Origin of the sequence: Alkalicoccobacillus gibsonii (assembly GCF_016798245.1) — a bacterium.
GTDB lineage: Bacteria > Bacillota > Bacilli > Bacillales > Bacillaceae_D > Alkalicoccobacillus > Alkalicoccobacillus gibsonii.
In genome coordinates, this window is the sequence record NZ_JAEUZA010000006.1 from 1 (window position 1) to 14,123 (window position 14,123).

Here is a 14,123-nt window from a genome sequence, read left to right on the forward strand (position 1 = left end):
TTGGGTTCTTGGTTTGTCTGCTGTTCTTCTTAGTGACACTCCGAACGTTCTTTCTAAAATGAAAAATGTTCATTTTTTCCTTATGTCAGTGGAGGTTCTTGATTGGGAGGATGTTCTTCTTGGTTCCTACTGCGCGTGGCTTGGTATAAGACTCTTTCTTCTTGGTATCGAGGGGTGGGTCTTAATTTAGGTACCTCACTTCTTGCTATCGGCCCTCTCTTCTTGGTGAGACCCCCGCTTTTTCTTGGTAGATTCAGCGTTCTTCTTGGTAAGGGGCTTGGGTTCTTGGTTTGTCTGCCGTTCTTCTTGGATTTACCCCTAACGTTCATCTAAAATGAAAAATGTTCATTTTTTTCCTTAAGTCAGTGGAGGCTCTTGGTTTGGAGAGATTCTTCTTGGTTTCTACTGCGTGGGGCTTGAGTATTGAACAGGCCATCTTGGTACCCCACTCTTTCTTCTTCACACACTTCCCAAAACAGAAAAAAACACTCCACTCTTCCTTAATTGGAAGAGTGGAGTGTTTGTTGTACGCGCCTAGTAGGACTCGAACCTACAACGCAAGAATCGGAATCTTGAATGATATCCCTTTCACCATAGGCGCATGGTAGTTTTTGCGACATGAATAAGTATAGCTTAAAGGGAGGATTCAGTCAATGGTTTCCTCCCTTCTCAATATTACGAGTGTTGCTTTTCGCCTTCTGCAAACATTTCGCTAAAGCGTTCGTTGATGTCGTCTTCTGTGTAACCAGCTGTACCTAGACGCGCACCAAAGTTCTTTGCCCACAGTTGAAGTCTGCTAGCCATTTTAGCATATTTCTTGGACTCACTGCCTTTTGTATCGTTCGCGCGACCTTCTGCATTTGAAATAACGTTTTCTACAACAAAAAGAACTTTCCAGAGAGATTCTTCCTCTAGTTCGTTTCCTTCAGTCGCGAGACGATCTAAGACTTTCTTGTAGAAATCTTGAAATTCCTTAAATGAAATTTCTTCGTCCATATTTAAATACACTTGAATTTGATCATATAAATCCTGCATGTTTGACTACACTCCTTTAATTCTATCGGGCTTATTATAGCATATTTTATAACTCATGGTCAGTCTACCATAAATCATTCAAAAGAAAGGCAGTGAACAGTTGTTGTCCACCGCCTCTAATGTTTGTTAGTTTGTTGTTTTGCAGTATTCATCAAAGGCTTTTTCAAGCTTTTGTACTACTTGAATGGGTTCGTGACCTTCAATTTCATGACGCTCCACCATCATTTGAATCTCACCATCTTTAAGTAATGCAAAAGATGGAGAAGACGGAGCATAGCCTTTGAAGTATTCACGTGCTTTTGCTGTTGCTTCTTTATCCTGGCCTGCAAAAACCGTTAGAAAACGGTCAGGTCTTGTTTCGTAGTTTTTCATGTAAGCAGCTGTAGGTCTTGCGATACCTCCTGCACAGCCACATACGGAGTTCACCATGACAAGCGCTGTTCCTTTTTCTTGTAGAGCTGTATCTACATCCTCAGGAGTCGTAAGCTCTTTGTAACCTGATTCAACCATTTCTTGTCTAGCACCTTGTACTACATCATTAATAAAGAAATTAAAATCCATGTGTGCTCTCTCCTTTTTGCCCTGCTTTGACTATTATTTTACATGGTCATACGGCAAAAACCAATAGAAATGCTTGAAGTCTTAGATTGATCCCTCTGAGAACTGTTCAAGCTTTCTCTTAATAGAAGCTAAGAATTGTCCGCAGACTAATCCATCTAGGATTCGGTGATCAAGGGACAGACAAAGGTTCACCATATGACGGATCGCAATGGAGTCTCCCTCAGGCTGCTCAATAACAACAGGGCGCTTCACAATCGATTCAATTGAAAGGATAGCTGCTTGTGGATAGTTAATAATAGGTGCCGATTGAATCGAACCAAAAGACCCCGTATTGTTAATCGTAAACGTTCCACCTTGAGAGTCTGCACTGCTCAACGCGCCTGATCGAACTTTCCCAGCAAGCTCATGAATGCTCTTAGCAAGTCCTTTAATGGACTTATCGTCCGCACCATGGATAACAGGAACAAATAATGCATCCTCTGTTGACACAGCCATTGACAGATTGATGTCTTTTTTACGAATGATTTTATCTCCTGCCCAAACGGAGTTTACCTCTGGGAACTCCTTTAGTGCCTCTGTTACAGCTTTCATGAAGAATGGAAGGAATGTTAGATTGTATCCTTCTCTTTCTTTAAAGGCATCCTTTTTCCTTTGTCTGAATTGAACCAGTCGAGTAACATCTACTTCAATCATCGTCCAAGCATGCGGGATTTCGTGCTTACTGCGAACCATATTTGAAGCAATTGCTTTTCGAATACCGGACACAGGGATTTCAATATCTCCAGCTGAGGTTGTCACTTCTTGAGTGGTTTCAGCCTTTTTCGCTCTTTCTGGAGCTACTGGTGTTTGTTGAACTGGTTCGGTTTGTTGACTTGCTTGCTGTTGTCCACCAGAGGCAATGATTTTCTCAAGATCTTTTCGAGTGATACGGCCAGACTTGCCCGAACCCTCTACTTGAGATAAATCAATCTCATTTTCTTGAGCGAGCTTAAGGACAGCAGGAGAATAACGTGTTCGACTAGACGTGTCTTTCTCTTCCGCTTTGGTCTCATCCTGAACAACACTTTTCTCATTTGCAGCATTTGTTTGTTCAACAGAGACTTCATCGGTTTCAACTGAACAAATAACCGTGCCCACGCTTACTGTTTCATCCTCTTGGACATGAAGTTCTTTAACCACACCATTATAAGAGGAAGGCACTTCTGCACTTACCTTATCCGTCATCACTTCTGCAATCGGTTCATACTTTTTGATGGTATCTCCAGGTTGCACTAACCACTTGGTAATTGTTCCTTCTGTTACACTTTCACCAAGCTGTGGCATCTTCATTTCTGTTGCCATGCGACCAACTCCTTTGCATTAAAACTCAGCAAGCTCTCTCATTGCTTTTTCCACTTTATCTGGGTTAATCATAAATTCTTTTTCCATGGTTGGAGCATATGGCATAGCCGGTGTGTCTGGTCCAGCTAGACGCTTAATTGGGGCATCTAAATCAAACAGACAGTTCTCAGCAATGATTGCAGCGACCTCACCAATGATGCTTCCTTCTAAGTTATCTTCTGTTACAAGGAGTACTTTTCCTGTCTTGGAGGCTGCTTCAATAATCGCTTCTTTATCCAATGGATAAACAGTACGTAAATCGAGAATATGAGTGGAATAACCATCTTTCTCTAAGCGTTCAGCTGCCTGCATAGCGAAATGAACAGCTAGTCCGTACGTAATGACCGTTAAATCTTCTCCTTCACGCTTCACATCCGCTTTTCCGATTGGTAATGTATAGTCTCCCTCAGGAACCTCACCCTTTATTAACCGATACGCGCGCTTATGCTCAAAGAACAAGACCGGATCGTTTGAACGAATCGCAGCTTTTAAAAGTCCTTTGGCATCGTATGGTGTAGATGGCATGACAATCTTTAAACCTGGTGTACCAGCAAACATTTTCTCTACACTTTGAGAGTGATAGAGCGCTCCGTGAACACCACCACCATATGGGGCACGAATCGTAATTGGACTTTGCCAATCATTGTTTGAACGATAGCGAATTTTTGCAGCTTCTGAGACAATTTGATTCACAGCAGGCATGATAAAGTCAGCGAACTGAATTTCAGCAACGGGACGCATCCCGTACATGGCTGCACCAATACCTACACCAACAATTGCTGATTCTGCAAGTGGTGTATCAAGAACTCTGTCCTCGCCGAATTGTTCGTAAAGTCCAGCTGTTGCTCGGAACACACCGCCACGCGCGCCAACGTCTTCGCCTAACACGAATACTTTTTCATCGCGTTCCATCTCTTCTTTTAACGCTTGAGTAATTGATTCAATGTAAGATATGACCGTCATAATGAACCCTCCTGCTCTTCATACACATGTAAATGCAAGCTCTCAGGGTCAGCGTAAGGCGCCTGTTCTGCATATTCGGTAGCCTCGTCAATGATTTGTGCAATTCGGTCTTCCATTTCTTGTTCAGCCTGCTCTTCAAGCAAGCCTTCCTTAACTAAATACTCACGGAATGTAAGAAGCGCATCCTTACTCTTCGCTTCTTCTACTTCTTCTCTTGTTCTGTAAGCACGATCATCATCATCACTTGAGTGAGGTGTTAAACGGTACGAAACCGTCTCAATTAATGTAGCACCTTCCCCGCGGCGTCCACGATCTGCGGCTTCTTTAACAGCTGCGTAAACAGCGATCGGATCATTTCCGTCCACTGTTATACCAGGCATGCCATAACCGATGGCACGATCAGATACACTGGCACATCCTAATTGCTTCTCTACTGGTACAGAGATTGCATATTTGTTATTTTCACACATCATAATAACCGGAAGCTTATGCACACCTGCAAAGTTTGCTCCTTCGTGGAAATCTCCCTGATTGGAAGACCCTTCTCCAAACGTAGTAAATACAACAAGGTCCTTTTTCTCCATTTTTGCAGCAAGGGCCATTCCGACAGCATGTGGCACCTGTGTTGTGACAGGAGACGATCCAGTTACAATTCGTTTTACACGATGCCCGAAATGACCTGGCATTTGACGTCCACCCGAATTCGGATCCTCAGCTTTTGCAAAGGCTGACAGCATCAGTTCTTTTGTTGTCATACCAAACGTTAGAACAACGCCTATATCACGATAATATGGTAGGATGTAATCTTTTTGTTGGTCAAGCGCAAATGCAGCTCCTACCTGTGCTGCTTCCTGTCCTTGACATGAGATGGTAAATGGAATTTTACCAGCACGATTTAATAGCCAAAGACGCTCATCTAGTCTTCGTGAATGAAGCATATGCTCATACATATCTATAACCGTTTCATCTGTTAAACCAAGTGAATGGTGTTTATTTGTAATCATAACTCTCCTCCTCTACTTCATTCTTATCCATGAATGGCGCGTCCATTTGCCGCAAGGGCTGCTTCACCGATAACCTCCGACAACGTTGGATGTGGGTGAATCGTATGTGCTACTTCCCAGCTTGCTGCATCAAGAACTTTTGCAATGGCCGCTTCTGAAATTAAGTCTGTTGCATGCGGTCCGATAATATGAACCCCAATTAAATCATCATTTTCTTTATTTGCGATAAGCTTTACAAAGCCATTTGTCTCACCTTGAACAAGCGCTTTCCCGATGGCTTGGAAAGAGAACGTCCCCACTTTTAGTGGAAGGTTACGATCTTTTGCCTCTTCTTCTGTCAGTCCAACTGAAGCCATTTCTGGGAAGCTGTAAATGCAGCTTGGGACGGTTTCATACTGAATCGGTTGAGGATTTGCTCCTACGATGTGCTCGACAGCAAGGATCCCTTCATGTGAGGCCACATGAGCAAGCTGCATACCGCCAATCACATCTCCAATTGCATAGATGTGTGATTCTTTCGTTTGACCAAATTCATTTACTTGAATAAAGCCATTTTGTACGTCAATCTCTGTATTGTGTAACCCGATGTCTGACGTATTACCAGCTCGTCCGACACAAACAAGGATTTTTTCTGCTTCGAATGTGAACTCCTCATCACCCGCCGCACCTGTCATTTTCACATGATTTTCTTCTTTCAAAAGTTGATCCGTTTGTATATTCACATTGGTTTGAATATGAATGCCTCTAGCTTGAAGCTGTTTAGCTGCTTCTCTTGCAATGTCAGCATCTTCTGTAGGCAGAATTCGATCTCCGTATTCAACGATTGTGACATCTACACCAAAATCGTTTAACATTGATGCCCATTCCACGCCAATAACTCCTCCCCCTATAATAAGCATAGAAGCTGGGAGATACTCGAGTGTAAGGGCATGATCTGATGTGAGTATGTGGGTTCCATCAATTTCAAGCCCTGGAAGTGAACGAGGAGTTGAACCTGTTGCAACGATGACATTTTTGCCGATAAGCATTAAGTTCTCATCATTGGCTCTTTCCACTGAGATGGTTCCAGGAGTTGGTGAGAAGATAGAAGGGCCTAGAATTCGACCCTTTCCTTCATATACATCAATTTTGCCGCGTTCCATTAAATATTTAACGCCTTTATGGAGCTGATCGACCACTTTTTGTTTTCTTCTTTGTGCAGCTTTAAAGTCAAAGGAGACACCTGTGTTTGTTACTCCAAATTCTTCTGCTCCTTTTGCGGTTCTAAGAACCTCCGCACTTTTAAGCAGCGCTTTACTTGGAATACATCCCTTATGAAGACACGTTCCACCAATCTTCTCTTGTTCTACGATTGCTGTTTTGAGCCCTTCTTGAGCTGCTCTAATTGCGGCTACATAGCCGCCTGTTCCACCGCCTAGAATGACTAGATCATAATCTTCCGCCATGGTGTCTCCTCCTTTAAAACCTTTTACTTTTGCTGTCCAATTCTTGAACGTGATAATAGATGATGTCCATCGCGAACAAACTGTTTACGAGAGCGACGTAAATTCTCAATACGCTCCTCAGCCATACGATCCGCAGCAACATTTGTAGATAACCCATCACGTCTGGCAATCTCAAATACTTTCGCCACATTATCGTAAATGCCTTCTACTTTTTTCATCGCACGATCACGATTATAGCCTTTTAATTCATCAGCTACGTTAATGACACCACCTGCGTTAATGACGTAGTCAGGAGCGTAGGCTATACCCATCTCTTTTAAACGCTCGCCGTGACGCTCTTCTTTTAATTGATTGTTGGCTGCTCCTGCAATCACAGTTGCTTTAATATGAGCAAGTGTATCGTCATTAATGATGGCTCCAAGGGCGTTAGGAGAGAAGATATCGCATGAAACACTATAAATTTCATCTGGTGTGACATATGTCGCACCAAAATCTTCAACTGCACGCTTAGCAGAAGCCTCATAGATATCCGTTACAATTAGCTCTGCACCTTCTTCATGCAAATACTTGCATAGTTGATAGGATACATTTCCTACACCCTGCACGGCAATCTTCTTGCCTGCAAGATTCTCACTTCCATACGCAGCTTTTGCCGCAGCTTTCATTCCGACAAATACACCGTATGCTGTAACGGGAGAAGGATTTCCAGATGCTCCAAAAGCAGGAGAAATTCCTGTTACATAATCCGTTTCCTCGTGGATGATGTCCATATCAGCAACAGTTGTACCAACATCTTCTGCTGTAATATAACGACCATTTAATCCTTGTATGTAGCGTCCAAACGCACGAAACATTTCTTCATTTTTATCTTTTCTGGGGTCGCCAATAATAACTGTTTTTCCCCCACCTAAATTAAGTCCAGCCGCTGCATTCTTGTATGTCATTCCTCTTGAAAGTCTGAGAGCATCTTCAAATGCTTCCTCTTCACTTGCATAGTTCCACATTCTTGTTCCACCTAAAGCGGGGCCAAGGGTAGTGTCATGAATAGCAATGATAGCCTTAAGTCCGGATGTTTTATCCTGACAAACAACTACCTGTTCATAATCGTATGTTTCCATTGTTGAGAAAAGATTCATCGCGATTCCTCCTTTAGTCTGTTGGAAGGTCAAAATGGGTGTAGCATGTTCTCTTTGTCTCCATGCTTACTCGCAAAATGTCTCTCAATTTATAATGAATTATTAGTCTTATATACCGATTCATCATAAAACTCCCATAGCAAAATGCGCCATTCAAGTATATCACGCAGGTTGCCTAAATCCTATGGCTACGCGATTTCACAGATAATTTGAACATTTATTGAACGGATTATGATCCGTTTTATGACTAGGTCCTAAAACTTACTCTTATATTATTACTCAAAATTAAAAATCATGCAACATTCAGGCATATACTTCTTGTCTTTTTTTCGCTACAATATGGAAAGAACGTTTTCAAGGAGGCTTCTTATGGGACGATTTGTAGCTTTAGTCATTCTTCTTATTCCTATCTTCTTGGCCGGATTCGGCATTAAGTTGATGAGAGATGCATTTTTTCATATCATTCAACCCCCTTTCTCATCCATATCCTTACAATTCCTAGCTGGCATTGTGTTATTTTTTATTGGATTTGCATTTATCGGTGGGTTTATCCTTCATCGTGACCGCAAAAATGGCAAGGTTGCCCCTCGTTTTGCAAAAAAAGAAGGATAGGAGTGGGTCACTCTTTCTTCATGACCCCAATCCCATCCATCCATCTAAAAAACGGTCGCTCCGCAATCCACATTGAAAACGACACCCGCTCTGCTGCAAGCAATAACAAAAACAGAATGGTTACGCTAAAGTATTGTAATTCCGCAGACCCTTCATGTGTAAGCCAAATAGCAAGAATCGCTCCGGTGGCAGTAGCACCGTTGTCACCAAGCACGGCTTTTCTTTCTCCCTCCATCACATACACTAAATAAAAAATAGTTAATACATACACTAAGGTTGAAAACCTTGGAATTGGCATAAATGCGACAATAACCGCTGAAACCATTAAGGAAATTTTCCACACTCGTAAAGGGCGGGTATCAAATAAGTTCATGATGTGCGGAAACAAACATAGAAGCATAAACATCATAATACTTGTGATTCCAGACTGAGGCTGACTTAAAAAAGTATAAACACCCGCAAGCAAAATGGTTCCTACCGCTTTTATTAAACCAGTTGTCCATCTTCGATCATTTAAAAACACACCGATGTGGCCACGAATGCCTTTTGGTTCACCACTCCCATAACGGTCGTCAATAAAACCAATGATCCAAATACCTATGACATAACCTAAAGAGATGTAACTAAAAACAGCAGATTCATTCGGCGGGAAGGCACACATGACCGCATAACTATAAACGACAAATGCCCCTAGGCTGTAAGGAACAATCGTTTGTTCGTAATTACGTACGGTCCATCTTGCCTCATAAAAAGCACACATACTCGTAAAAGCAATAATAGGTAACGTCAGCATTAATAAAATCATTGAGCTTCACCTTTTAACTGTCTTCTTATCTGACGCCACTGATTGTATCGATGCATAACGCCTGTGAGATTACGTCCCATTTCACGATGCTGCATTTGAGATTCAATTTCGAGTAGCCGAGCTCCCCCATGAATCATGTGCAAACACATCATCGTTTCAATTCCATAGCCTGTATAATTCTTGCTAAGCAGTAGCCTGAGCCATCTTCTTTGAAAGGCCCGTTGACCAGAAAGGGGAGCTTCTAACCAGACCCCTGTCTGCTCATGAATCAACCGCTGAACCTTTGATTTCACAAACCCATTTCCTCCGCGACTGAGACGCGGAACCTTTGAGATGGTTAGATCCGCTTCCTTTTTCATTAGAGGTTCTAGTAAGTGGATCGCTTCACTTGCGGAGTCTTCTAGATCTGCATCCAGACACATAATGTAGGAACCCTTTGCTCGCGTCCAGCCTGTTTGTAACGCATATCCCTTCCCTTTGTTTTCAGGAAGAAGAATATGCAAATCAGCCAATTCTTCTGCAATCTCAGCAGTTAAATCAACGCTTCCATCATTCACACAAATAATTTCGTGTTCAAACGGAATGGTTCTTGCCGCCTGAATCGTGGCAGCTAACCGTTCTTGCTCGTTATAAGCAGGAATCACAATGGAGACTCTAGTCATGTCTGATTTCTCCCTTCCTAACAAACAACCTGTACCCTTGGCCAATTATTTTTTGTAACTCCTTTGCCTCCGCCTTCAGTTCCTGTCGCATGCGTTTAACTTGAGATACAAAGGATGTCCCTTCAAACAGAAGATGAATCCCTTTTAAATCGGTCATACGGTCACCCGATTCCATACGTGATAAGATGGTAGAGCCCATGCCCAGTCGCTGTTTCTCCATAAATTCTTTTACTCCAAAACGACACCCTATTAAAAAAAGATGATCAGCACCGGCAGCATGTATCGCTCGTATCGCTACATCTTCACTTGTTCCGATAAGGTCCACACTTTGCGATTCTAACCCTAAGTTATCTACAAGCGTACGTCCCGGCGACTCTCCATTCATGTAAGAGTGGCACACTATATTGGCACCACATTGAAGCGCAGTGTGGGAAACGGAATCCATGTCACCTATGATAAAATGGGGTACGAGCCCTAGTTCCAGCAGTCCATCTGCAGCGCCATCAACCGCTACAATAACCGGGTTAGTAAGGATGATCCAGCGCTTCATCGCCTTTACATCATGCTTGTACTTGCCATTCCGTGCGACAATCAACACTTGTTTCTGTTTAATCTCATGAAACGAAGAAGGGAGCTTTATTGGCTCTAGAAAGTCAGCTAGATCACTTTTTGCATGATAAAATGTATTTTCGATAAATGATTTAAACATGGTTGGAAAATGTACTCTTGCTTGTTCATTTAGTAGATCAACCTTCTCAGGCGTGTACTGATTGAGCCTTGCTAGTTCCAAGCACTCACCCTTATCTTGAATGAATAGCTTGTTCTCTTTAATTAATACCGTCGCCCCGGCCAGCACCCCGGCCCAATCATTCCAATCTGACACATCACATACAATGACCCCTGCTTGTATTAGACGCGTGATGTTATCATGTTCATATGTTCCAGTCATTGAAGGTCTTCGATTGACAACAGCTTTTACCTTTTTCTCGAGGATTGCATCTGTTGTGACTGAGTCCAGATCCTCGTGCCACACTAGCAGAATGGCATGATCAGGTATTCTATGTAATAGTTCTTTTGTTCGTTTACCTTCAAATGCTTGCCCTTGTATAATTTGAGTCATTGCTATAATCCTCCACTGGACACCTTTTCATTTAGTATGTGCACCAAGTGGGTAAACATTCTCCGTTTATCTAATTGAAAAAGTACGCTATACTAGGCATACTTAATGAAAAGGAGCGAATCTGCTTGTCTAAACGGTTGTTACTTACATTTCATAGCTTCATTTTCCTTTTTGCTATCGGCGTAATTTCAGCATATTTTCTTTCTGATTCTTCATCTGGTCGTGATATGTTTTATTTGATCCTTGGGATCGGTATTGCCTTATCTAGTGTATTCAACTTAATCCGACTATCAAGACCTTATAAAGCGTCCACAGGAAAGTAATGTTCATGATAAAGAGCCAGCTGATCATTAGTCAGCTGGCTCTTCTTGATAAAAGGGATAAAATTCCCATTGCTCATATTGATCTTTATCCCAAGTGACTTCCCAAATACCTGGGGTAAGCCTATCGTAAATATACCCATCCTCTGCAAAATATGCAGAGGATGGTAGGCTATCAGGCTCTAAACATAACCAAGCTCCGCAAACAACTCCTTCTTGCAACGGACCATAACGACCACTATACTCATCCATCCAAATCTCAACGCGACCATCTGTGACCGTTTTTAACGTCTCATCCACTACTGCTTCAGAGTGAAAAGGGTCACTTAAACCAGCGTACGATAAAAACTCCTTGTCCACTGGCTTAGGTGCCACAAAATATGCTTCTGTAACATTAGTTGACTGACCACAGGACACAAGTACGGCGGCAATACCTAATAAGGTGAACCATACGCCTTTTCTTTTTAGCATTGTACCCACTATACTCCTCCAATACATTAATATAATGTATATATATAAATGTGGAGTGAGAAATAGTTCAACCATATTCTAAACGATTTCTAAATAAAATAGCCTTCAATGGTAGGTCATACTACACATTGAAAGCTAGCTTATCGTACGAATATAAGATGTTTAACGCTGGAATGAATTAATGTTTAACCAACCTTATGTTCAATTCGTAATTTGTCTGCAACCATCGCAATAAATTCACTGTTTGTTGGTTTAGCTTTTGACTGACTAACGGTATAACCGAATAAACTAGAAATGGATTCAATGTTCCCGCGGCTCCAAGCCACTTCAATAGCATGACGAATGGCACGCTCTACACGACTGGATGTTGTATTGAATTTTTTCCGATATCCGGATATAAAACTTTTGTAATTGATCCTAGCAATTCAATGTCATTGTAAACCATTGTGATGGCTTCTCTAAGGTACATATATCCTTTGATATGTGCCGGGACCCCAATTTCATGGATGATCGCTGTAATGCTTGCATCCAAGTTAAAGCGCTTATCTGATCGTGATGGTGAGTGATTCATCGTAAATGTTGATGTTTTTTGTGTGATGCCCGCTTTTTTGCCACCAATTTCACGAACCTTAGCGACCAAAATTTCCATATCAAATGGCTTAAGCACATAATACGAAGCGCCAAGATCGACAGCTTTTTTTGTTACGTCTTCTTGACCAAACGCTGTAAGCATAATGATGTTAGGCTTGTGACCACTACCAGAATTGATCCGTTCCAAAACGGCAAGCCCATCTAAATGAGGCATGATAATGTCTAACAATAAAACGTCTGGCTGTTTGTCTTCAACTAAGCTCAGGCATTCTTGCCCATTATATGCTACACCGGCTATTGTCATATCATCTTGAGCCGAAATATATTCACTGAGTAAATTAACCAATTCCCGATTATCATCCACGACACATACTTTTATTTTATCCACAAAATATCCTCCTTGAGTTCAATTGTAAGTTTTCTGTATGTAATCAATTCGACAGTTTGATTCTAAGTCCTTTATTTTTTTAAAATAAACCTTATTCTTTTACAAATACTTAATTTTTCTTCGTTATTCGCTTCTTTTCGATTAATTAATTAAGATAATATATAAATTTGTCGAATAATCTTTAGCACAAACTTACCTATATGAAAATAATAAACAGGCTAGACGAGTTAACTCGCTTTAGCCTGTTTAAGTTCATTTGTCACTCCTGCTTCTTCAAGCATCCAACCAATATGACAACCATAACCCGACGTTGGATCGTTTACAAATACATGTGTGACAGCACCAACCAGTTTTCCATCTTGTATAATGGGACTTCCACTCATCCCTTGAACAATGCCACCTGTCGCTTCAAGTAACTTAGGATCCGTTACTTTTAAAACAAGTCCTTTTGTAGCCGGTTGCTTTTGTTGAATGGCATTTACAATTTGAATATCAAATTCTTCTACTTTCTCTCCACTAACTACCGTTAAAATCTTAGCTGGTCCTTCTTTTATCTGATTCGATAAGGCAATAGGAAGCTCCTTATCCATAATATCATTTTTTAAGTCCGCTTTGTTAAGCGTACCAAAAATTCCAAACGAACTATTTTTATTTATTTGGCCCAGTATTTCTCGATTCTTAGAAAAGCTCGCTAATTTTTCTCCAGGATCCCCATGACTTCCCTTTTCAATCGATGTTACAGAAGACCTGAGAACCTCTCCATCGTGGACTGCAATAGGCTTATGCGTGTCAGAATCAGAAATCACATGTCCTAATGCACCAAACTTCTTAGATTGGGGATCATAAAAGGTCATGGTTCCTACTCCTGCTGCAGAATCTCTAATAAACAGGCCCATCCGATATGATTGCTCACCACTGGCTTTAATCGGCTGCAACGTTGTGTTTAATGGATGTTGATTTCGCTTTAGTTCAATGTTTAAGTCTTGATTCTTTTCGCCTGCTTGCTGTACAACTTGTGTTACTTGGCTCATCTTTTCAATTGAGACACCGTTAATTTTAGTAATCATGTCTCCTACTTCAATACCTGCTGTTTCTCCAGGTGATACTTCCCCTGTATTTGTCTTAATTAAATGATGCCCTACAACCAATACACCTTTTGTATTCAGTTTTACACCGATTGATTGACCACCTGCAATAACCTTTTGCTCGGGTAGTACATCTACAGTTGTTGATTTAACAGGGAATCCACCCACTGCTTTAAACACAACTTCTTCGGTTCCTGCACTCATCGCCGCAATTGATTCGGCATCCTGAATGTGTAATGTAGAGTCACCATGAGTCGGATCAACCGTTAAGAGCTTTGGTGCTTTTAGCGTTACTGACTCCCCTTTAAACACAGAGATAGATGTTGGGATATGTGCCCATTCTTTTAATGGGTTCCAAAAACCTATACACAGCATTCCTGCAAGAAGCAAGATGCCGACCACCATACGCACTCCTTCTACCTTCAAATTCTTCACTCTCCTAGCTCCCAACCCACACCTCATGTGGCTGTACTATTAATGTTGCCTCCAAATAGCACATTTATAACTGGAACCATCAGAAAAAGCTACCCTTAACTGGGTAGCTT

The 14,123-nt window shown here is 41.6% G+C and carries 15 protein-coding genes, 1 tRNA gene and 1 pseudogene; 3 read left to right on the forward strand and 14 right to left on the reverse strand.

All coding sequences use genetic code 11. The features are described from left to right. On the forward strand, positions 1–190 hold a 190-nt coding region (locus JNO66_RS20480), incomplete at its 5' end, for a hypothetical protein (RefSeq protein ID WP_210340946.1). 339 nt (positions 191–529) lie between these two features. Here JNO66_RS20480 and JNO66_RS18370 read toward each other — a convergent pair. From JNO66_RS18370 to JNO66_RS18405, 8 genes are all read right to left on the reverse strand, one after another. Beyond that, positions 530–601: transfer RNA gene (locus tag JNO66_RS18370), tRNA-Arg, on the reverse strand. 74 nt (positions 602–675) lie between these two features. Continuing rightward, on the reverse strand, positions 676–1,035 hold the full coding sequence (locus JNO66_RS18375; RefSeq protein ID WP_203090669.1) for a hypothetical protein: 360 nt from the start codon (positions 1,033–1,035) through the stop codon (positions 676–678). A 126-nt stretch (positions 1,036–1,161) separates the two neighbouring features. Further along, on the reverse strand, positions 1,162–1,596 hold the full coding sequence (locus tag JNO66_RS18380; protein WP_203090670.1) for a BrxA/BrxB family bacilliredoxin: 435 nt from the start codon (positions 1,594–1,596) through the stop codon (positions 1,162–1,164). Between the two features lie 81 nt (positions 1,597–1,677). Beyond that, positions 1,678–2,937 carry a dihydrolipoamide acetyltransferase family protein gene (locus JNO66_RS18385; RefSeq protein WP_203090671.1) on the reverse strand — a complete coding sequence of 420 codons (1,260 nt, stop codon included), beginning with the start codon at positions 2,935–2,937 and terminating at the stop codon, positions 1,678–1,680. An 18-nt stretch (positions 2,938–2,955) separates the two neighbouring features. Beyond that, entirely contained in the window at positions 2,956–3,939 is a 984-nt protein-coding gene (locus JNO66_RS18390) for an alpha-ketoacid dehydrogenase subunit beta (protein ID WP_203090672.1), read from the reverse strand. Continuing rightward, positions 3,936–4,943, reverse strand: a complete 1,008-nt coding sequence (locus JNO66_RS18395; RefSeq protein WP_203090673.1) for a thiamine pyrophosphate-dependent dehydrogenase E1 component subunit alpha — start codon at positions 4,941–4,943, stop codon at positions 3,936–3,938. Before JNO66_RS18395 ends, JNO66_RS18390 begins: the two co-directional genes overlap by 4 nt. A gap of 23 nt (positions 4,944–4,966) precedes the next feature. Beyond that, positions 4,967–6,388 carry a dihydrolipoyl dehydrogenase gene (lpdA, locus tag JNO66_RS18400; RefSeq protein WP_203090674.1) on the reverse strand — a complete coding sequence of 474 codons (1,422 nt, stop codon included), beginning with the start codon at positions 6,386–6,388 and terminating at the stop codon, positions 4,967–4,969. A 23-nt stretch (positions 6,389–6,411) separates the two neighbouring features. After that, positions 6,412–7,524 carry a Glu/Leu/Phe/Val family dehydrogenase gene (locus JNO66_RS18405; RefSeq protein ID WP_203090675.1) on the reverse strand — a complete coding sequence of 371 codons (1,113 nt, stop codon included), beginning with the start codon at positions 7,522–7,524 and terminating at the stop codon, positions 6,412–6,414. Between the two features lie 369 nt (positions 7,525–7,893). Between JNO66_RS18405 and JNO66_RS18410 the strand changes: the two genes are divergently transcribed. Continuing rightward, positions 7,894–8,136, forward strand: coding sequence for a DUF2627 domain-containing protein (locus tag JNO66_RS18410; protein WP_203090676.1), 243 nt, complete (start codon positions 7,894–7,896; stop codon positions 8,134–8,136). Between the two features lie 7 nt (positions 8,137–8,143). On the opposite strand, the gene JNO66_RS18415 is transcribed toward JNO66_RS18410, so the two are convergent. The 3 genes from JNO66_RS18415 to steA are packed head-to-tail and all read right to left on the reverse strand — an operon-like array spanning position 8,144 to position 10,723. Further along, positions 8,144–8,941 carry a hypothetical protein gene (locus JNO66_RS18415; RefSeq protein ID WP_203090677.1) on the reverse strand — a complete coding sequence of 266 codons (798 nt, stop codon included), beginning with the start codon at positions 8,939–8,941 and terminating at the stop codon, positions 8,144–8,146. Further along, the gene (locus JNO66_RS18420) at positions 8,938–9,603 is read right to left on the reverse strand and encodes a glycosyltransferase family 2 protein (RefSeq protein WP_203090678.1); all 666 of its coding nucleotides are present in this window, start codon (positions 9,601–9,603) and stop codon (positions 8,938–8,940) included. Before JNO66_RS18420 ends, JNO66_RS18415 begins: the two co-directional genes overlap by 4 nt. Continuing rightward, positions 9,596–10,723 (reverse strand): putative cytokinetic ring protein SteA, encoded by a 1,128-nt coding sequence (gene steA, locus JNO66_RS18425; RefSeq protein WP_203090679.1) that lies wholly within the window; start codon positions 10,721–10,723, stop codon positions 9,596–9,598. The genes JNO66_RS18420 and steA overlap by 8 nt, the downstream gene beginning before the upstream one ends. Before the next feature lie 125 nt (positions 10,724–10,848). Between steA and JNO66_RS18430 the strand changes: the two genes are divergently transcribed. Beyond that, positions 10,849–11,046 (forward strand): hypothetical protein, encoded by a 198-nt coding sequence (locus tag JNO66_RS18430; RefSeq protein WP_203090680.1) that lies wholly within the window; start codon positions 10,849–10,851, stop codon positions 11,044–11,046. Between the two features lie 27 nt (positions 11,047–11,073). Here the strand turns inward: JNO66_RS18430 and JNO66_RS18435 are convergent, their stop codons facing one another. From JNO66_RS18435 to spoIVB, 3 genes and pseudogenes are all read right to left on the reverse strand, one after another. Further along, the gene (locus tag JNO66_RS18435) at positions 11,074–11,523 is read right to left on the reverse strand and encodes a hypothetical protein (RefSeq protein ID WP_203090681.1); all 450 of its coding nucleotides are present in this window, start codon (positions 11,521–11,523) and stop codon (positions 11,074–11,076) included. A 176-nt stretch (positions 11,524–11,699) separates the two neighbouring features. Further along, a pseudogene (gene spo0A / locus JNO66_RS18440) lies at positions 11,700–12,493 on the reverse strand (sporulation transcription factor Spo0A). A 227-nt stretch (positions 12,494–12,720) separates the two neighbouring features. Beyond that, positions 12,721–14,004 (reverse strand): SpoIVB peptidase, encoded by a 1,284-nt coding sequence (gene spoIVB / locus JNO66_RS18445; RefSeq protein WP_246483366.1) that lies wholly within the window; start codon positions 14,002–14,004, stop codon positions 12,721–12,723. Between the last annotated feature and the right edge of the window lie 119 nt (positions 14,005–14,123).